The organism is Bradyrhizobium pachyrhizi (assembly GCF_001189245.1).
GTDB classification, from domain to species: Bacteria; Pseudomonadota; Alphaproteobacteria; order Rhizobiales; family Xanthobacteraceae; genus Bradyrhizobium; species Bradyrhizobium pachyrhizi.
This window is the reverse complement of sequence record NZ_LFIQ01000124.1, coordinates 133,762-153,386: the sequence shown is the minus strand read 5'-3', so window position 1 is coordinate 153,386 and position 19,625 is coordinate 133,762. Positions and strand designations below refer to the sequence as shown.

15 protein-coding genes and 1 pseudogene are annotated in these 19,625 nt (G+C 65.2%); 10 read left to right on the top strand and 6 right to left on the bottom strand.

Annotated features, from left to right (window positions below; genetic code table 11):
- The 7 genes from AKL29_RS39180 (at position 1) to AKL29_RS39150 (ending at position 5,928) form a co-directional block, all read left to right on the top strand.
- Positions 1-1,104 carry a carbon-phosphorus lyase complex subunit gene (locus AKL29_RS39180; RefSeq protein WP_050387858.1) on the top strand — a complete coding sequence of 368 codons (1,104 nt, stop codon included), beginning with the start codon at positions 1-3 and terminating at the stop codon, positions 1,102-1,104.
- Positions 1,101-1,985 carry an alpha-D-ribose 1-methylphosphonate 5-phosphate C-P-lyase PhnJ gene (locus tag AKL29_RS39175; RefSeq protein ID WP_016846424.1) on the top strand — a complete coding sequence of 295 codons (885 nt, stop codon included), beginning with the start codon at positions 1,101-1,103 and terminating at the stop codon, positions 1,983-1,985. Before AKL29_RS39180 ends, AKL29_RS39175 begins: the two co-directional genes overlap by 4 nt.
- Positions 1,978-2,775, top strand: coding sequence for a phosphonate C-P lyase system protein PhnK (phnK, locus tag AKL29_RS39170; RefSeq protein ID WP_050387857.1), 798 nt, complete (start codon positions 1,978-1,980; stop codon positions 2,773-2,775). The genes AKL29_RS39175 and phnK overlap by 8 nt, the downstream gene beginning before the upstream one ends.
- A gap of 8 nt (positions 2,776-2,783) precedes the next feature.
- The gene (gene phnL / locus AKL29_RS39165) at positions 2,784-3,482 is read left to right on the top strand and encodes a phosphonate C-P lyase system protein PhnL (protein ID WP_050387856.1); all 699 of its coding nucleotides are present in this window, start codon (positions 2,784-2,786) and stop codon (positions 3,480-3,482) included.
- Between the two features lie 13 nt (positions 3,483-3,495).
- Positions 3,496-4,650 carry an alpha-D-ribose 1-methylphosphonate 5-triphosphate diphosphatase gene (locus AKL29_RS39160; RefSeq protein ID WP_050387855.1) on the top strand — a complete coding sequence of 385 codons (1,155 nt, stop codon included), beginning with the start codon at positions 3,496-3,498 and terminating at the stop codon, positions 4,648-4,650.
- The gene (gene phnN, locus AKL29_RS39155) at positions 4,647-5,240 is read left to right on the top strand and encodes a phosphonate metabolism protein/1,5-bisphosphokinase (PRPP-forming) PhnN (RefSeq protein WP_050387854.1); all 594 of its coding nucleotides are present in this window, start codon (positions 4,647-4,649) and stop codon (positions 5,238-5,240) included. The genes AKL29_RS39160 and phnN overlap by 4 nt, the downstream gene beginning before the upstream one ends.
- A gap of 76 nt (positions 5,241-5,316) precedes the next feature.
- On the top strand, positions 5,317-5,928 hold the full coding sequence (locus tag AKL29_RS39150) for a pyridoxamine 5'-phosphate oxidase family protein (protein ID WP_050387853.1): 612 nt from the start codon (positions 5,317-5,319) through the stop codon (positions 5,926-5,928).
- Positions 5,929-6,038: 110 nt separating this feature from the next.
- On the opposite strand, the pseudogene AKL29_RS39145 reads toward AKL29_RS39150, so the two are convergent.
- Together AKL29_RS39145 and AKL29_RS39140 are read right to left on the bottom strand one after the other, a co-directional pair.
- Positions 6,039-7,762, bottom strand: a pseudogene (locus tag AKL29_RS39145) (SulP family inorganic anion transporter).
- A 69-nt stretch (positions 7,763-7,831) separates the two neighbouring features.
- A complete protein-coding gene (locus AKL29_RS39140) occupies positions 7,832-8,431 on the bottom strand; it encodes a TetR/AcrR family transcriptional regulator (RefSeq protein WP_050387852.1) in 600 nt (199 codons plus the stop codon).
- Positions 8,432-8,635: 204 nt separating this feature from the next.
- Between AKL29_RS39140 and AKL29_RS39135 the strand changes: the two genes are divergently transcribed.
- Together AKL29_RS39135 and AKL29_RS39130 are read left to right on the top strand one after the other, a co-directional pair.
- Positions 8,636-9,880: an efflux RND transporter periplasmic adaptor subunit gene (locus AKL29_RS39135; RefSeq protein WP_050387851.1), complete on the top strand. Its 1,245-nt coding sequence runs from the start codon at positions 8,636-8,638 to the stop codon at positions 9,878-9,880.
- A 23-nt stretch (positions 9,881-9,903) separates the two neighbouring features.
- A complete protein-coding gene (locus AKL29_RS39130) occupies positions 9,904-13,086 on the top strand; it encodes an efflux RND transporter permease subunit (protein ID WP_050387850.1) in 3,183 nt (1,060 codons plus the stop codon).
- A 36-nt stretch (positions 13,087-13,122) separates the two neighbouring features.
- Here AKL29_RS39130 and AKL29_RS39125 read toward each other — a convergent pair whose 3' ends face one another.
- The 4 genes from AKL29_RS39125 to AKL29_RS39110 form a co-directional block, all read right to left on the bottom strand.
- A complete protein-coding gene (locus tag AKL29_RS39125) occupies positions 13,123-13,341 on the bottom strand; it encodes a hypothetical protein (RefSeq protein WP_028334528.1) in 219 nt (72 codons plus the stop codon).
- Positions 13,342-13,557: 216 nt separating this feature from the next.
- Complete coding sequence (locus tag AKL29_RS39120) at positions 13,558-14,358, bottom strand: SDR family NAD(P)-dependent oxidoreductase (RefSeq protein ID WP_028334527.1); 801 nt, start codon at positions 14,356-14,358, stop codon at positions 13,558-13,560.
- 1 nt (position 14,359) lies between these two features.
- Positions 14,360-14,914: a carboxymuconolactone decarboxylase family protein gene (locus AKL29_RS39115; protein ID WP_050387849.1), complete on the bottom strand. Its 555-nt coding sequence runs from the start codon at positions 14,912-14,914 to the stop codon at positions 14,360-14,362.
- Between the two features lie 46 nt (positions 14,915-14,960).
- Positions 14,961-15,911, bottom strand: a complete 951-nt coding sequence (locus AKL29_RS39110) for a hotdog family protein (RefSeq protein ID WP_050387848.1) — start codon at positions 15,909-15,911, stop codon at positions 14,961-14,963.
- Between the two features lie 234 nt (positions 15,912-16,145).
- Between AKL29_RS39110 and AKL29_RS39105 the strand changes: the two genes are divergently transcribed.
- Positions 16,146-19,619: an indolepyruvate ferredoxin oxidoreductase family protein gene (locus tag AKL29_RS39105; RefSeq protein ID WP_050387847.1), complete on the top strand. Its 3,474-nt coding sequence runs from the start codon at positions 16,146-16,148 to the stop codon at positions 19,617-19,619.
- The last annotated feature ends 6 nt before the right edge of the window (positions 19,620-19,625 follow it).

The following is a 19,625-nucleotide window of genomic DNA, read 5'->3' as shown; positions in this document are numbered from 1 at the left end:
ATGTATGTAGCCGTCAAGGGAGGCGAGCGCGCCATCGAGAACGCCCATCGTCTGCTCGCGCATGAGCGGCGCGGCGACCGCGACGTGCCCGAGGTGACGCTGGCACAGATCTCCGAGCAGCTCGCGCTTGGTGTCGACCGCGTGATGACCGAAGGTTCGCTCTACGACCGCGAGCTCGCGGCGCTCGCGATCAAGCAGGCGCGCGGCGACATGATCGAGGCGATCTTCCTGGTCCGTGCCTTCCGCGCCACGCTGCCGCGCTTCGGCGCCACCGAGCCGGTCAACACCGGCGAGATGCAGGTGCGGCGGCGGATCTCCTCGACCTTCAAGGACGTTCCGGGCGGCCAGATCCTGGGCCCGACCTTCGACTACACCCATCGCCTGCTCGATCCGCAGCTCGCGGAAGGCTTTGTGCCGGAGCAGCCGGCAACCGCGGACGCCTCGCAGGCCGCCACGCCGCGGGTCACCGACATTCTCGGCCGCGATGGCCTGATCGAATCCTCACCGCAGGCAGATAGCAACACGCCGGTCGGCGACCTCACGCGCGAGCCGCTGAGCTTTCCGGCCGACCGCGATTTGCGGCTGCAGAATCTGGCGCGCGGCGATGAGGGCTTCCTGCTCGCGCTCGGCTACTCGACGCAGCGCGGCTATGGCCGCAATCACCCGTTCGCCGGCGAGATCCGCTTCGGCGAGGTCGAGGTCGAGTTCTTCGCCGAGGACGCGGGCTTTGCCGTGCCGCTCGGCTCGATCGAGTTGACCGAGTGCCAGATGGTCAACCAGTTCAAGGGCTCGACGACCGAGGCGCCGTGCTTTACCCGCGGCTATGGCCTCGCCTTCGGCCAGAGCGAACGCAAGACCATGTCGATGGCGCTGGTCGATCGCGCGCTGCGCGCGCGCGAGCTCGGCGAGGAGGCGGCGGCGCCGGCGCAGGACGAGGAGTTCGTGATGTCGCACTCCGACAATGTCCAGTCGACCGGCTTCGTCGAGCACCTCAAGCTGCCGCACTACGTCGACTTCCAGTCCGAGCTCGGCCTGTTGCGCAAGCTGCGGCAGGAGTTCGCGGAAGCCAACGAGGCCGTGGAAATGCAGGAGGCCGCGGAATGAATGCGCCGACGTACAATTTCGCCTATCTCGACGAGCAGACCAAGCGGATGATCCGCCGCGCGATCCTCAAGGCGATCGCGATCCCCGGCTATCAGGTGCCGTTCGCGAGCCGCGAGATGCCGATGCCCTATGGCTGGGGCACCGGCGGCGTGCAGGTGACCGCCGCGATCCTCGGTCCCGACGACGTGCTGAAGGTGATCGACCAAGGCTCGGACGATACCACCAACGCGATCTCGATCCGCAAGTTCTTCGGCAAGACCGCTGGTGTCGCGACCACGACCTCGACCACGGACGCGACCGTGATCCAGACCCGGCATCGCATTCCCGAGGCGTCGCTGCATGCCGGGCAGGTGCTGGTCTATCAGGTGCCGATCCCCGAGCCGCTGCGCTTCCTCGAGCCGCGCGAGACCGAGACGCGGCGCATGCACGCGCTCGCCGAATACGGGCTGATGCACGTCAAGCTCTACGAGGACATCGCGCGCTTCGGCCATATCGCCACCGCCTACGCCTATCCGGTGAAGGTGAACGCGCGCTACGTGATGGACCCGTCGCCGACGCCGAAATTCGACAATCCGAAGATGGACAATTGCGCGGCGCTGCAGCTGTTCGGCGCCGGCCGCGAGAAGCGCATCTACGCGATCCCGCCCTACACCACCGTGGTGTCGCTGGATTTCGAGGATCACCCGTTCACGCGCTACCGCTTCAACGCGCCCTGCGCGCTGTGTGGCGCCGACAATTCCTATCTCGACGAGATCGTCACCGACGACAAGGGCGGGCGGATGTTCGTCTGCTCCGACACGGACTTTTGCGAGCAGCGCCAGGCCGCCGGCCATCACGGCACCGAGAGCGCAGCGCCGCACAAGGAGAAGGCGCATGTCTGAGCTCTCGAGCCTCGAGAACGACGAGCCGCTGCTGCTGGCCGAGGGGCTTGCCAAGAATTACGGCCGGCTGGCGGCCTGCCGCGACGTCTCGTTCGCGCTCTATCCCGGCGAGGTGCTGGCGATCGTCGGCGAGTCCGGCTCGGGCAAGTCGACGCTGCTGCAGCTGCTCTCGGCGCAGCTCGCGCCGAGTGCGGGGCAGGTGTCCTACCGGATGCGCGACGGCGTGCTGCGCAATCTCGCTGAACTCGGCGAGGCCGAGCGGCGCTTCCTGTTTCGCACCGACTGGGGCTTTGTGCACCAGGACCCGGCGCAGGGGCTGCGCATGGGCGTCTCGGCCGGCGCCAATGTCGGCGAGAGGCTGATGGCGGTCGGCTGGAATCATTACGGCCGCATCCGTGACACCGCGTCGACCTGGCTGGAGCGGGTCGAGATCGATACCGGCCGCATCGACGACGCGCCGAAGACCTATTCCGGTGGCATGCGGCAGCGGCTGCAGATCGCCCGCAACCTCGTCACCGAGCCGCGGCTGGTGTTCATGGACGAGCCGACCGGCGGCCTCGACGTCTCGGTGCAGGCGCGCTTGCTCGACCTGATGCGCAACCTCGTCAGCGAGCTCGGGCTCGCCGCGATCGTCGTGACCCACGATCTGGCGGTGGCGCGCTTGCTCTCGCATCGCGTGATGGTGATGAAGGGCGGCCGCGTCATCGAGACCGGCCTCACCGACCAGGTGCTCGACGATCCGCGCGAGCCCTACACCCAGCTGCTCGTTTCCTCGATTCTTCCGCCATGAGCGTGCCAATGACCGCGATGATCGAACTTGCCGACGCCGAGAAGACCTTCACCATGCATCTGCAGGGCGGCGTCGAGCTGCCCGTGGTGCGCGGCGTCTCGTTCCGCGCCGATCCGGGCGAGTGCGTGGTGCTGTCGGGCCCGTCGGGCGCCGGCAAATCTTCGATCCTGAAGATGATCTTCGGCAACTATCGTTGCGACAGCGGCCGGATCGGCATCCGCCACCATGGCAAGGTTGTCGACCTTGCCACCGCCGAGCCGCGCCAGGTGCTGAGCATCCGCCGCTCGACCATCGGCTATGTCAGCCAGTTCCTGCGCGCCGTGCCGCGGGTGGCGACGATCGACGTCGTCGCCGAGCCCTTGATCGTCAACGGCGTGGCGCGCGAGGAGGCCCGCGCGCGCGCCGGCCAGCTGCTGCGCCGGCTCAACATTCCGGAGCGGCTGTGGACCTTGCCGCCCTCGACCTTCTCCGGCGGCGAGCAGCAGCGCGTCAACATTGCACGCGGCTTCATCTCGGACCTGCCGATCCTGCTGCTGGACGAGCCGACTGCTTCGCTCGATGCGGCCAATCGCGCCGTGGTGGTCGAGCTGATCGCGGAGAAGAAGACCAAGGGCGTCGCGATGGTCGCGATTGTCCATGACGACGAAATCCGTCATTTGATCGCCGACCGTATCGTCGACGTGACCTCGTTCGCGGCTGCTGCCTGAAGGACCGTTTGAAATGACCGCCAAGCAAGACACCATCATCGGCAACGCCCGGCTGGTCCTCGCCGATCGCGTGATCGAGCAGGGCTGGGTCGCGATCGCTGATGGCAGGATCGCCGAGTTCGGCGAGGGCAGGGCACCCGAGGCCGTCGAGGATGCCGGCGGCGACCTCCTGATGCCCGGGCTGATCGAGCTGCACACCGACCATCTCGAGATGCACTATGTGCCGCGGCCGAAAGTGTTCTGGAATCCGGTCGCGGCCGTGATCTCCTATGACGGTCAGCTCGCGACCTCAGGCATCACCACGGTGCTGGATTCGCTGCGGGTCTGGCGCGAGGACGGCGCCGAGGATGTCGACGGGCGCGCCGGCGTGCTGGCGGCGGCGATCGCGGCGGCGCGCGAGGAGAATCTGCTGCGCGCCGATCACTTCCTGCATCTGCGCTGCGAGGTCCCGATGCCGGACGTGGTCGCCGAGGCCAAGGAACTGATCGACCGGCCGGATGTGCGGCTGATGTCGCTGATGGACCACACGCCGGGTCAGCGCCAGTTCCGCGACGAGGTCAAGCTGCGCGACTACTATCGCGGCAAGGGCGGCGGCATGACCGACGCCCAGCTCGACGTGCTGTTCGCGCGGCGCTTCGCCTATCAGAAGGAATATGCGGTGGCGAACACCCGCGCGATCGTCGCGCTGGCGCATGAATACCGGATCCCGCTGGCGAGCCATGACGACACCACCGACGAGAACGTGGTCGACGCCGTCAACGACAAGGTCGCGGTGGCGGAGTTCCCGACCACGATGGAAGCCGCGCGGGGCTTGCACGCCGCCGGCATCGACATCCTGATGGGCGCGCCGAACGTGGTGCGCGGCGGCTCGCACTCCGGCAATATCGCAGCCGTCGATCTCGCCAATGAGGGCATGCTCGATATCCTGTCGTCAGACTACATCCCGTCCAGCCTTTTGATGGCGGCGCTGCAATTGCCGCAGCACGTGCCGGCGATCGATCTCGCTTCGGCCGTGCGCACCGTGACCAAGACGCCGGCCGAAGCGGTCGGGCTCAACGACCGCGGCGAGATCGCGCTCGGCCGCCGCGCCGACCTGATCCGCGTGCACGTCGCGCGCGATCTGCCCGTCGTGCGCAGCGTCTGGCGCGAAGGGGGGAGGGTCGCATGACCGATGCGTCCGTCGTCGCCGATCGGCGCGCCGGAATCGGTCCCGGCCGGCTGATCCTGGTGGTCGGCCCGAGCGGTGCCGGCAAGGATACGCTGCTGGGGTTCGCCAAGGCGGCCTGTGGCGATGATCGCGATGTCGTGTTTCCCCGTCGGCTGATCACCCGCCAGGCCTCGGCGTCGGAGGACAATGAGGAGGTCAGCGCGGAAAGCTTCCAGCGCGCGGTAGCCGCCGGCGACTACGCCATGCACTGGGAAGCGCACGGCCATCGCTACGCGCTGTCGCGGTCGATCAACGACGATTTAGGCGCCGGACGCACCGTGATCGCGAACGTCTCGCGCACCGTGATCGCCGCGGCGCGCCGCAACTATGCCAATGCTGTCGTGGTGCTGGTCACGGCGCCGCCGGATGTGCTGGCCGCGCGGCTCGCAATGCGGGCGCGCAGCAGCGACGGCCTTCTCGAGCAGCGGCTGGCCCGCACCGTCGACGAGAGCACGTCGACGCCCGATTTCACCATCGTCAATTCCGGCACCGCCGACTATCATGCGCGACAGCTTGTCCGCATCATCAAGGGCGAACGCTGGGACGACTAGAGCGTTTTCGAGCGAAATGGATACCGGTTCGCGTCAAGAAAATGCGTCGAAAGGCAGCAAAGGGAGAAGAGCACGAATGTCGGTGATCGAAACGGTCGAGCAGCTCGAGGCGATCTACGGCTTCCCGAATGACGCGTCGACCGTGAAGGTCGCCGACCACGTGACGCCGCTCTATCGTGTGCTCATCGAGAAGTCGCCGTTCGTGTCGCTTGCCACCGCAGGCCCCGAAGGGCTCGATTGCTCGCCGCGCGGCGATCTGCCGGGCTTCGTGCGCATCCATGATGCGAAGACGCTGATGATGCCGGATCGCCGCGGCAACAATCGCTGTGATTCGCTGCGCAACATCGTTCGCGATCCCCGCGTTGGCTTGCTGTTCCTGATTCCCGGCTCGGGCAGCACGCTGCGCGTCAACGGCCGCGCCTATGTCACGGCCGAGCCGGAGCTGCTCGCCTCCTTCACGATGGAAGGCAAGGCACCGCGCACGGTGATCGTGATGCATGTGGAGGAGATCTATTTCCAGTGTGCGCGCGCGATCGTGCGCTCCGATCTCTGGAATCCGGACAAGCGGGTCGATCCGAAGGTCTTGCCGACGCCGGGCCAGATTCTCGCCGAGATGAGCGAGCACACGGTCGGCGGCGAAAAATACGATCGGGAATGGCCGGAGCGCGCGCGGCAGACGATGTGGTGACGCGCCCGGATGGCTGGGAAGCATGATCCGGAAAAGTGCGAAGCGGCTTTCCGAAAGATCATGCTCAAACAAAAGTGCTATAGCGCGCTGACGATTGAACCCATCGCGCTTTAGGCTTCAGTCCGGTCTTCCCAATCCTCCCAGGTCACGTCAGCATTGATCTCGAGGTAGCGCGCAACGGCAACGCCGATGGTCGGGAAGAAGTTGTTCTCGCCAAGCTGCGCCAGCAGGCCGAATTTCTTCAGCTTGTCCTTGACGGGTCCTTGAGCTCGGCAAAGCACAGCTCGATCTTCTGTGCGTGCAATGCCTCGTCGAGCTCGGCGAGAATGTCGCCGGCGGTCACGTCCACGCTGGTGACCGGCTCGGCCGTGACCACCAGCCAGCGCACCGCCGTCGGGGATTTTGCCACCGCATCCAGCGCGCGTTCCTTGAAGAACTCGGCATTGGCAAAGAACAGCGGCGCATCCCATCGGAACAGCACCAGACCGGGGACCTGGCGCGCATCCGGGTATCGCGTGATGTCGTGATAGCCCTTCACGCCGGAGGCGCGGCCCAGCACGGCGGAATGCGGCCGCCAGCCGTCCCACAGGAATTCGACGATCGCGAGCACGATGGCGAGGCCTATTCCCGGAATCACGCCGAGCACGGCTACGCCGACGAAGCAGACCATCGATAGCCAGAACTCCCACTGCTGAATGCGGTAGATTCGCCTGAGGTCGCTGATCTCAAACAGGCCGAGCGCAGCAGCGATGACGACGGCGGCCAATGCTGCGTTGGGCAAGTGCTGCAGCAAATTCGGCGCTATCAGCAGCAGGAAGGCGATGGCCAGCGCGCCGATGACGCTGGTCAATTGCGTGCGCGCTCCGGCAGCTTCCGCAACGGGCGTGCGCGATCCGCTGCTGCTGATCGGAAAACCCTGAAAGAAGCCGGCCGCCAGATTCGCCGCGCCGAGTCCCACCATCTCCTGATTGGGATCAACGCGATCGCCCAATCGTCCCGCATAGGCGCGCGACAGCACGCTGGTATCGGCGAACGACACCAGCGCGACGGCGCTGCCGCCGATCAGCACCTGCACGACGTCGCCATAGCCGATCCTGGGAATGGCGAATCCCGGCAAGCCCTGGGGAAGCGAACCCAGGACGGTCACGCCGAAGCGGGCCCCGAGATCGAAAACCCCGGTGACGACCGTCGCCGCGACGACGGCAATCAGAATGCCGGGCAACCGCTTGTTCCGGGCGAGCAGCAGGATCACCGCCAGCGTCGCAAGGCCGATCCCGAGGGTCGCCCAATTCGTCTTTCCGTCGACGATTGCTCCGACGACCGCCCAGAGACTGCGCAGAGGTCCATCGCCTTCAATGGAAAAGCCGAACAGCTTTGGCAGCTGGCTGATCAGCACGGTCAGGGCTATTCCGTTCATGTAGCCGTAGCGGATCGGCTTGGAGAGAAGCTCGGTCAGGAATCCCAGCCGCGCGATGCCCGCGACGATGCATATCGTCCCAGAGACGACCGCCATCATGGCGGCCAGGGTTGCCGCACGCATCGGATCGCCGCCAGACAGCGGAACGACGACGCCGAGGATGATGGCCGCAAGCGCCGAGTCCGGCCCAAGGACAAGGATGCGGCTCGGCCCGAACAGCGCGTAGACCAGCAGCGGGATGATCGTCGCATAGAGCCCGTAGATGCCGGGCAGGCCGGACGCTTCCGCATAGGCGATGCCGACCGGGACCAGCATGGTCGCGAGCACAAGCCCGGCGACGATGTCGTGTGGAAGCCACGCCGCTTGATATCGACGCAGCGTGGTGAGACCTGGCAGCCAGCCGGTCCAATGCTTCATCGCCGGTCACTCCCAACGTCGTTGGGGCCGCAGGCGCTTGACGTGAACCGCTCTACCCCTTCAACCGCTCTACCCCTTCGCCTGCTCATCAAACGCCTTCAGCGACACCGCTGCAATCTCGCGCAGCGCGTTGCGGTCGGCACCCGAGGAAGCCATCACGCACATGCCTGATGTCACCGCGGAGAGATAGCGGGCAAGGGTGGCCGGATCGGCGCTTTCGCCCAGGTCGCGTTCGGCCTTCGCGCGGACAAAACGCTCGTGCAACTGGTCCTCGGTTCGGGTGCGGCGCGCCGCCAGTTCAAATGGAACATTCTCCGAGCCGGTGCCGCAGGCAAGGCCGCCCTGGACCAGCAGGCAGCCGGGCGGGTTGGCGGGATCGGTCTGGGCGTCCGCGTGCTCCATCAGAAATCGTTCGGCCACCTCTCGGGCGGTGGAGGCGCCCAAAACCTTTTCCATCCAGGCGTCGCGCTTCTCGGTGTAGCGGTCGAGCGCGGCCTTCAGCAGACCCTCCTTGCTGCCGAAGGCGGCATAGAGGCTGGGCGGATTGATATTCATCGCCTCGGTGAGCTGCGCGATCGTCGCGCCCTCGTAACCATGGCGCCAGAACACATCCATGGCCTGGTCCAAAGCGGCGTCCGCGTCGAAAGCGCGGGGGCGTCCCATTCCCATTTTTCGTTGCTCCGTAAGCCGGGTGCCGTTTCTATGACGGATTGTCCCTGGCTTATCCTCTTGTTGCACGTGATGTTTTTCCGCGACTTCCCATTTCCCCATGAATGAGATAAGAAATTCATAGTGCTCGATACATAAGTATCTTGCGAACCGGCGTCCAGCTCCACATCTGTAGCGAACACTACAGATATCTGGAGCGCGTGAATGCCCTCGTCAATCCAAAATCCCCGTTCCGGCCGCTTCCGACGTGTCGTCGGCGGTATCGTGATCCTTGGCGGCCTCGCGGTGGCCGGTTCGATCGCGACCGGCCACTATTTTCATGCCGCACAGGCGACCGCGACTGCCGCAGCTCCCGAGCCGGCGGTCCCGGTCACCGTCGCCGTGATCCAGCCGCGGTCGACCACGCTGTTCGATGACTTCTCGGGCCGGCTCGAAGCCGTCGAGCGTGTCCAGCTCCGGCCGCGGGTGGCCGGTGCGATCCTTTCGACCAACTTCACCGAGGGCGCGCTGGTGAAGTCCGGCGACATCCTGTTCAAGATCGACCCCGCGCCGTACGCGGCCGAGGTCGATCGCGCCCAGGCTCAGCTCGAGGCCGCCAAGGCCCGCGTCGTGTTCACGACCAGCGAAGTCGAGCGCGGCGCGCAGCTGGTCGGCAACAACATCGTGACCAAGCGCGATTTCGACCAGCGCGACAACGCCAATCGCGAGGCAATCGCCAATGTCAAGGCCGCCGAGGCCGCGCTGCAGACGGCCAAACTCAATCTCGACTACACCGAGGTCCGTGCGCCGGTCGACGGTCGGGTCGGCAGGATCGAGGTCACCGTCGGCAATCTCGTCGCCGCCGGCACCTCCTCGCCAGTCCTGACCTCGCTGGTCTCGGTCAATCCGATCTATGCGAGCTTCGATGCCGACGAGGAAGTCGTGCTGCGCGCGCTGAACTCGATCGCGGACGCCTCCGGCAAGCGCGGCAATCTCGACCAGATACCGGTCGACATGGTGACCTCGGGCGGCCTCAGCGCCAAGGGGCACATCCAGCTGATCGACAACCAGGTCAACGGGCAGAGCGGCACCATCCGCGTCCGCGCCGTGTTCAAGAACGATGACGGCCGGCTGATCCCGGGGCAATTCGCCCGCGTGCGCATGGGCCAGCCCAAGCAGCAGACGCTGGTGCTGATCGACGAGCGCGCCGTCGGCACCGACCAGGACAAGAAGTTCGTCATGTTGGTCGGCGACGACAGCCGCGCCGTCTATCGCTCCGTCACGCTCGGTGGCTCGGTCGATGGCCTGCGGATCGTCACCGCCGGCCTGAAATCCGGCGACCGCATCGTCGTCAACGGCCTGCAGCGCGTGCGTCCGGGTGCGCTTCTGAAGATGGAAGTCGCCGAAATGGGCGCGCGCAGCATGCAGCAGGCATCCACTGAAACCAACCAGCACGTCGTGCAGCGCTAGGCGCTGCGCGCGGGGGCGGAGCCATGAATCTCTCAAAATTCTTTATCGACCGGCCGATCTTCGCCGGCGTGTTATCGATCCTGATCTTCCTGGCCGGCCTGATTTCGCTGCTGGCGATGCCGATCTCGGAATATCCCGACGTGGTGCCGCCGTCGGTCGTGGTGCGCGCGACCTATCCCGGCGCCAATCCGAAGGTGATCGCCGAGACGGTGGCAACGCCGATCGAGGAGCAGATCAACGGCGTCGAGGGCATGCTCTATATGTCGAGCCAGGCCACCACCGACGGCGCGATGACGCTGACGGTGACGTTCCGGCTCGGCACCGACCCCGACAAGGCGACGCAACTGGTGCAGAACCGCGTGCAGCAGGCCGAGCCGCGCCTGCCGGCCGTGGTCCGCCAGCTCGGCATCATTACCAAGAAGAGCTCGCCCGACCTCACCATGGTCGTGCATCTGCTGTCGCCGAACAACCGCTACGATATGACGTATCTGCGCAACTACGCGGTGCTCAACGTCAAGGACCGGCTGGCGCGGATCGACGGCGTCGGCGACGTCCAGCTCTATGGCGCCGGCGACTATTCGATGCGGGTCTGGGTCGACCCGCAGAAGGCCGCCGAGCATGCGCTGACCGCAAGCGACGTGGTGCGCGCGATCCAGGCGCAGAACGTCGAGGCCGCCGCCGGCGTGGTCGGCTCCTCGCCCAGCGTCAAGGGCCTCGACCTGCAGCTCTCCGTCAACGCCGAGGGACGGCTATCGACCGAGGAGCAGTTCGGCGACATCGTGGTCAAGACCGGGGCGGCCGGCGAGGTGGTGCGGCTGCGTGACGTCGCCCGGATCGAGCTCGGCGCCTCCGAATACGGCCTGCGCTCGCTGCTCGACAACAAGCAGGCGGTCGCGATCCCGATCTTCCAGGCGCCGGGATCGAACGCGCTGGAGATCTCCGACCATGTCCGCGCCACGATGGCCGAGATCAAGAAGAACATGCCGGAAGGCGTGTCGTACCAGATCGTCTACGATCCGACGCAGTTCGTGCGTTCCTCGATCGAGGCCGTGATCCACACGCTGCTCGAGGCGATCGCGCTCGTTGTGCTGGTCGTGATCCTGTTCCTGCAGACCTGGCGCGCCTCGATCATTCCCTTGATCGCGGTTCCGGTGTCGATCGTCGGCACCTTCGCGGTGATGCATGTGTTCGGCTTCTCGATCAACGCGCTCAGCCTGTTCGGCCTGGTGCTCGCGATCGGCATCGTGGTCGATGACGCCATCGTCGTGGTCGAGAATGTCGAGCGCAACATCGAGTCCGGCCTGTCGCCGCGCGATGCCACCAACCAGGCGATGCGCGAAGTGTCGGGCCCTATCATCGCGATCGCGCTGGTCCTGATCGCGGTGTTCGTGCCGCTCGCCTTCATCTCCGGCCTCACCGGACAGTTCTACAAGCAGTTCGCGCTGACGATCGCGATCTCGACCGTGATATCGGCGATCAACTCGCTGACGCTGTCGCCAGCGCTGTCGGCGTTGCTGCTAAAGGGACATCACGAGCCGAAGGACTGGCTGACCCGGATCATGGAAAGGTCGCTCGGCTGGTTCTTCCGCGGCTTCAACAAGGTCTTTACGAAGTCCTCCGAGAACTACGGCCGCACCGTCACCAAGGTGATCTATGGCAAGGCCGTGGTGATCGGCCTCTATGTGCTGCTGATCGGCTTGACGGGCGTGCTGTTCAAGCAAGTACCGAGCGGTTTCGTACCGGGCCAGGACAAGCAGTATCTGGTCGGCTTTGCCCGGCTGCCCGACGGCGCGACGCTCGATCGCACCGAGGAAGTGATCCGCAAGATGAGCGACATCGCGCTGACCCAGCCGGGTGTCGAGAGCTCGGTGGCGTTCCCCGGCCTGTCGATCTCCGGCTTCACCAACTCCTCCAATGCCGGCATCGTGTTCTCGACCCTGAAGCCGTTCGACGAGCGCAAGGATCCGTCGCTCAGCGGTCCGGCGATCGCGATGGCGCTGAACAAGAAATATGCCGGCATCCAGGATGCCTTCATCGCCATGTTCCCGCCGCCGCCGGTCAACGGCCTCGGTACCATCGGCGGCTTCAAGCTGCAGATCGAGGACCGCGCCGGCCTCGGCTATGAGGCGCTGAACGACGCGACCAAGGCGTTCATGGCGGCGATGCAGAAGGCGCCGGAGATCGCCGGCGTGTTCTCGAGCTTCCAGGTCAACGTGCCGCAGCTGTTCGCCGATATCGACCGTACCAAGGCGTTGCAGCTCGGCGTGCCGGTCACGGAAGTCTTCAATACGCTGCAAATCTATCTCGGCTCCTACTACGTCAACGACTTCAACAAATTCGGCCGCACCTATTCGGTCTATGTGCAGGCGGACGCGCCGTTTCGCGCGCGTGCCGACGACATCAGGCAGCTGAAGGTGCGCTCGTCGTCGGGCGACATGGTGCCGCTGTCGGCGCTGTTGAAGGTCCGCCAGAGCGCTGGGCCGGAACGTGCGATCCGCTACAACGGCTTCCTGTCGTCCGACATCAATGCCGCTGCTGCACCCGGCTATTCCTCCGGCCAGGCGCAGGAGGCGGCGACGCGGATCGCCGCCGAAACGCTGCCGCCCGGATTCGCCTTCGAATGGACCGATCTGACCTATCAGGAGTTCATCGCCGGCAATTCCGGAATCTGGGTGTTTCCGCTGGCGATCCTCTTGGTGTTCCTGGTGCTGGCCGCGCTCTATGAGAGCCTGGCGCTGCCGCTCTCGATCATCATGATCGTGCCGATGGGGCTGTTGGCGGCGATGTTCGGCGTCTGGCTGTCGAAGGGCGACAACAATGTCTTCACCCAGATCGGCCTGATCGTGCTGGTCGGATTGTCAGCCAAGAACGCCATCCTGATCGTCGAATTCGCGCGCGAGCTCGAATTCGCCGGGCGGTCACCGATCCGTGCCGCGATCGAGGCGAGCCGGCTGCGGTTGCGGCCGATCCTGATGACCTCGATGGCGTTCATCATGGGCGTGCTGCCGCTGGTGCTGTCGACCGGCGCGGGCTCGGAGATGCGGCGCGCGATGGGCGTCGCGGTGTTCTCCGGCATGATCGGCGTCACCGTGTTCGGCCTGTTCCTGACGCCGGTGTTCTACGTGCTGCTGCGCAGCCTCACCGGGATGAAGCCGCTGACGCAGCACGGCGAGACGACTATCCCTGGAAAAGCACACGCGGCATGATGCCGCGTGTGTAACCTTCGTGTTATTTTGAAGAGGTCAGGCTGCGATATCGAGCAGCAGAAGCGATGAACCGCGGACCAGCACCTTGCGGCCCGCGGGCGTCAGTTCAAACGAATCGCCGCGCACGGCGACATAGCCGAGCGTGATCAGGCTCTCGACGGCAAAGCGGTTCAGCCGTGAAGGGTTTGCTGCGGGAGCCCGCAACGCTTTCAGCGCATCCCACTGATCGGGTCTGAGTTCGAATTCTTCGCTCATCGGTCCAGGCACTCCAGAAGTTCTTGGCGAGCGAGATACAGAGCGCAGATGAATTTCGTGCGACCACAACGAGTCAGGATTTCGATTTATGTGGACGCGTCGTCACATCGCCGTGTCATTGGAATACTTCAATTTTTTCGAATCGTTGCGGCGCAATAACGCGTGATTTCGTCACAGTGATTAATCCCAAATTGTCACACAGGTTAATCGTCTCGATTAACCGCGCCGCACACTTGCGCCCCCATCGACCGGCAACGTGACGCCGGTCACGAAATCCGCTTCATCGGACGCGAGAAACAGCGCGGCATTGGCAACGTCCCAGCCGGTGCCCATCTTGTGACGCAGCGGCACCTTGCTGTCGCGTTCGGCCTCGACTTCGGCGCGGCTCTTCTTGAATTCGCGGGCGCGCGTGTCGACCGCCATCGGCGTGTTCATCAATCCCGGCAGGATCACGTTTGCGCGAATGCCATATTGCGCATTCTGGTAGGCGAGCTGTTCGGTGAAGGCGATCATCGCCGACTTGGTCGCCTTGTAGGCGACGTAGGGATAGGTCGTGATCGCGGCCATCGACGAGATGTTGATGATCGAGCCACGCTGCTGCGTGCGCATGATCGGAATCACATGCTTGGCGGCGAGGATGCAGCTCTTCAGATTGATCGCCACGCAGCGGTCGAACGCCTCTTCTGATATGTCGAGCAGTTCGGCATCGCCGCCGGAGAGGCTGACGCCGACATTGTTGTGCAGGATGTCGACGCTGCCCCAGCGGCCATGTGCATCAGCCACCATCGCCTTGATGTCGGCGTTCTTGGTGACGTCGGCCTTGAAGGCGACTGAAGTGCCGCCCTTGGCCGCGATCAGGTCGACGGTCTCCTGCGCCGATGCCAGATTGTGATCGACGCACAGCACCCTGGCGCCTTCGCGCGCGAAGGTCAGCGCGGTGGCGCGGCCGTTACCGATCCCCTCGCCGGGGCTTTGGCCGGCACCCACGACGATAGCGACGCGATCTTGCAGGCGCATGTCACTTCACTCCCTGTAGCGGGTACTGCTGCAGTACCTCCTTGTAGTAAGGCTCGTTGTCGATCTGCATGGTGGCGAGCACCCGCACCACGGCGCAGTAGAATGCGATCGTCAGCACGAGGTCGGTCATGTGCTCGTCGGACAGCTCGCGCTTGATCTCGGCGAAGGTCGCCTCCGACATCGCGAGCTCGCGCACCATCTCGCGGGCGCCCTTCAGGATGGCTTTCGCCAGCGGCTCGAGCTTCGACGGCTGGCCTTTGGTCTCCGCGATCAGGCCCTGGATATCCTCGTCGGTGACGCCGAACTCCTTGCCGATCTTCACATGGTGGGTGAATTCGTATTCCGACTGCTCGAGCCAGCCGACCTGCAGGATCGCGAGTTCGCGCAGCCTGGGATCGAGCTTGCTCTTGAAGCGGATATAGCCGCCGACGCCGTTGAAGGCGCGCGCCATGTCCGGCGAGTTCACCAGCAGCTTGTGCAGATTGGTATTGCGCTTGAGCATGTCGCGATATTCGGGGGCGACCTGATCGGCTTCGAGATAGGGCAGGCGGGCCATTATTGTTGTCCTTTTTCGGCGGCTTGCGGGAGAGACGGCTGTTGTTTCAGCCGTAGAGGGCTTTGTGCTCGCTTTCGTAGTTGGCGTAGGAATCCTTCATGCTGGCGCCGTTGAGCAGCATCGTTGCGACCACCGCGTTGTCGGCATCGAACACGGTCGAGCGCACCCACATGCTCTCGGTGCGCTTGCTGCCGGAGAGCGCCGCGACCTCGCGCTCGACCCAATAGGTCTCGCCGGGAAAGAGCGGCCCGCGCAAAACACGGATCTCCTGGTCGGCGAACAGCCCGACCGCGGGGCCGCGGACCGGCAGCCGGTCCTCGCGCGCGCGGTACTGGAACAGCACGCTTAGCATCTCCATCGGGATGATGGCGCGGCCCCAGGGATTGTGCTCCAGCGAATAATAGTCCGAAGGCTCGGTGATCACCCTGAGCTTGTCGGCCAGCGAAAACGGATAGAGATCGCCCATGTTCTGGTCGAAATCCATCTTGATCGCCTGCCGCGGCGTCTTCATGCCGACCTTGATGTCGGCGAGGATCACGGGATCGGTCAGTGGCTTCAATTCGCCGAGCCGGTGACTGAGCGCCGTCTCGCTGCCGTCGCCGTCGATCGAGGCGGTGCCGCGCAGGATCTCGGTGCCGTCGCGCTTGACCATCGCGATCGTGCAAACGGTCTGGCCCGGCTTCGGCTTCTCGATCTGGGCCTGCACCTCTTCGCCTTCGAACACCGGGTTGCGGTAATGCGCCGAGAGGCATCCGGTCATGAACCAGGCGCGGCCCCAGATCCGCTCGCACAGCGGCGCGAACTGGCTGAAATGGGTCGGCCCCTCGATCGTGCCGCCGCGGAAGCCGAGCTTCTGCGCGGTTGCATCGTCGTGAATCGAGGCGTGGGAATCGTAGGTCTGGGCCTGCAGCATCTGCTTCGGGCTGCGCCAGGGACCCACCAGCAGATCACCGTTCTCCACGATTTCCGTCGTGAACGCGGATTCGACTGTAATCATCCTTGGTCTCCCTTTGCGCGCCACCGTTTCAAAGATGCCGGGGTTCGGCAAGGCCTCGCAGAGCAACAAGGCCTCGCAGAGCGACAAGGCCTCGCATGCGCAACATGAGATATGTGCTGCGGCCATGGAACGGAGCTGTTCATGCATAACAAAATCAGTGCATGCTGATGCATGATCATTTCGGAAGATAATCAGACCGGTTCGGACCGGCGTGGCTGACTGACGGGGAAACTGATGGCGTTGATGGAAGTTGGACTGGACGACAAGTACCGGTTGGATACGAAACGAATCTTCCTCTCCGGTACCCAGGCGCTGGTCCGATTGCCCATGTTGCAGCGCGAACGCGACCGCGCGCACGGGCTGAACACTGCCGGTTTCATCTCCGGTTACCGCGGCTCGCCGCTCGGCATGTACGACCACGCACTGTGGCGGGCGAAATCTTTCCTCAGGGAACATGACATCGCCTTCGTCCCCGGCCTCAACGAGGATCTGGCGGCGACCGCGGTGTGGGGCAGCCAGCAGGTCGGCATGTTCCCCGGCGCCAGGGTCGATGGCGTGTTCGGCATCTGGTACGGCAAGGGCCCCGGCGTCGATCGTTCGCTCGACGCGCTCAAGCACGCCAATTCCGCCGGCACCTCGCCGAACGGCGGCGTGATCGCGCTGGCCGGCGACGACCATGGCTGCCAGTCCTCCACCCTGGCGCATCAGAGCGAGCAGGTGTTCGCCTCGGCGCTGATGCCGGTGGTCAATCCGGCGACGCTGCAGGATTATCTCGACCTCGGCATCCTCGGCTTCGCGCTGTCGCGCTATTCCGGCTGCTGGGTCGGCTTCAAGGCGATCTCGGAGACAGTGGAAAGCTCGGCCTCGATCGTCAGCGATCCCGATCGCATCAAGATCATCATCCCCGACGATTTCGAGATGCCGCCGGACGGGCTCTCGATCCGCTGGCCGGATCCGCCGCTCGAAGCCGAGCGCAGGCTGCACGGGCCCAAGATGGAGGCCGTCGCGGCCTTCGCCCGCGTCAACCGCTTCGATCGCATCGTGCTGGATTCGAAGCCGGCGCGGCTCGGCATCATGGCGACCGGCAAGGCCTATCTCGATCTGCGCCAGGCGCTCGCCGATCTCGGCATCACCGATGCCGATGCGCAGGCGCTCGGGCTGCGCATCTACAAGGTGGCGCTGACCTGGCCGCTCGAAGCGCGCGGCGCGCGCGCCTTCGCCGAGGGCCTGCAGGATGTGCTGGTCGTCGAGGAGAAGCGCGGCTTCATCGAGGACCAGCTGGTCCGCATCCTCTACAACATGGACGCCTCCAAGCGTCCCTCGGTGGTCGGCAAGCGCGACGAGAGCGGCGCGCCTCTGCTGCCGAGCGAGGGCGAGCTGACGCCGACCATGGTGGCAGCAGCCGTGGTGGCGCGGCTGCGCAAGCTTGGTCACCGCAGCCCGCTGCTGGAGCAGCGTTTGGCAAAACTCGAGGCGTTCGATCGCCCGGCCGAGGGCACGGGCACCGCGAAGCTGCAGCGTACGCCGTATTTCTGCTCGGGCTGCCCGCACAACTCGTCGACCAAGATTCCCGAGGGCAGCCGCGCCATGGCAGGGATCGGCTGCCACGGCATGGCGCTGTCGGTGCCGAACCGCAACACCCAGACCATCTCGCATATGGGCGCGGAGGGCGTGAGCTGGATCGGGCAGGCGCCGTTCACCAGCGAACAGCATGTGTTCCAGAATCTCGGCGACGGCACCTACACCCATTCCGGCTTGTTGGCGCTGCGCGCTGCGGCCGCGGCCGGCGTCAACATCACCTACAAGATCCTCTACAACGATGCGGTGGCGATGACCGGCGGGCAGCCGGCCGAAGGCGGCTTCACGGTGTCGCAGATCGCGCATCAGGTCGCGGCTGAAGGCACCAGGAAGCTTGCGATCGTCTCCGACGATCCGGACAAATATCCCGCCAATTATTTCCCGTCCGGCGCCACCATCCACCATCGCCGCGAGCTCGATGCCGTGCAGCGCACCCTGCGCGAGGTCGAGGGCCTCACCGTCCTGATCTACGACCAGACCTGCGCCGCCGAGAAGCGCCGCCGCCGCAAGCGCGGGCTGTTCCCCGATCCCGCCAAGCGCGTCTTCATCAACGAGCGCGTCTGCGAGGGTTGCGGCGACTGCTCGGTGGCGTCGAACTGCGTCTCGGTGCAGCCGCTGGAGACCGAGCTCGGCCGCAAGCGCCGCATCGATCAGTCGAACTGCAACAAGGATTTCTCCTGCATCGAGGGTTTTTGCCCGAGCTTCGTGATGGTGCAGGATCCCAAGCTGCGCAAGGCCGACCGCACCGCGGCCGATCCCAAGGCGTTGTTCGCCGATTTGCCGACGCCGCCTGCGGCCGCGTTGAGCAATCCCTACAACATCCTGATCACCGGCATCGGCGGCACCGGCGTCATTACCATCGGCGCGCTGCTCGGTATGGCTGCGCATATCGAGGGGCTCGCCTGCTCGACGCTCGACTTCACCGGCCTGTCGCAGAAGAACGGCGCGGTCATGAGCCATGTCCGGCTCGCGCCCGCCTCCGACATGCTGACCACGGTTCGCATCGCGCCGGGCAATGCCAACCTGATCCTCGGCTGCGACCTAGTCGTCGCCACCAGCGTGCCGGCCCTGAGCCGCGCCGAGCGCGGCGTTACCCGCGCCGTGGTCAACGCCGATCTCTTGCCGACCGCGAGCTTCGTGATCGATCCCGATATCGACTTCGAAGCCAGCTCGATGCGCGATGCGCTGAACGGCGCGGTGACGCCAGGCGATCTCGACATCCTCGACGCCACCGGGCTTGCCACGGCGCTGATGGGCGACAGCATCGCCACCAACGCCTTCATGCTCGGCTTCGCGTTTCAGCGCGGCGCGATCCCGCTGTCGCTGGAAGCGATCCTGAAGGCGATCGAGCTCAACGGCGCCGCCATCGAGATGAACAAGACTGCTTTCTCATGGGGCCGGCTCGCCGCACATGATCTGCAACGCGTGGTCAGCGCCGCGCGCTTCAAGAGCGCCGGCGCCGCGCCGGCCAAGAAGACGCTCGATGAGGCGATCGCGTTCCGCGCCAAATTCCTCACCGACTATCAGGATGCGGCCTACGCCAAGCGTTATCTCGACGATGTCGCGCGCGTCCGCACCGCCGAGGCGGCGGCCGCGCCGGGCTCGCAGGACCTGACCGAGGCCTTCGTAAAGGGCCTGTTCAAGCTGATGGCCTACAAGGACGAATACGAGGTCGCGCGGCTCTATTCCGACGGCGAGTTCAGCAAGGCCTTGAGGGAGCAATTCCAAGGCAATTCCGGTCTGAAGGTCCTGCTGGCGCCGCCGCTGCTGGCCCAGCGCGATCCCGTCACCGGGCGGCTGCAGAAGCGCGAATTCGGTCCGTGGATTTTCACCGCGTTCGGCATGCTCGCGAAGCTGAAGGGCCTGCGCGGCACCGCCTTCGACATCTTCGGCTATACCGCCGAGCGCAAGATGGAGCGCGCATTGCCGGTCGAGTATTCGGCGATGATCCTGCGTCACCTCGACGGCAGGAAGCCGCTCGACTTGCCGCGCCTCGTGGCGCTGGCGAAGGCTGCGGACCTCGTGCGTGGTTATGGCCACATCAAGGAGGGCAACGTCGCCCGCTATCGCACCGAATGCGCGCGGCTGGAGCGCGCGATCAGCCAGCCGCTGGCGCAGGCGGCCGAATAGGGCAGA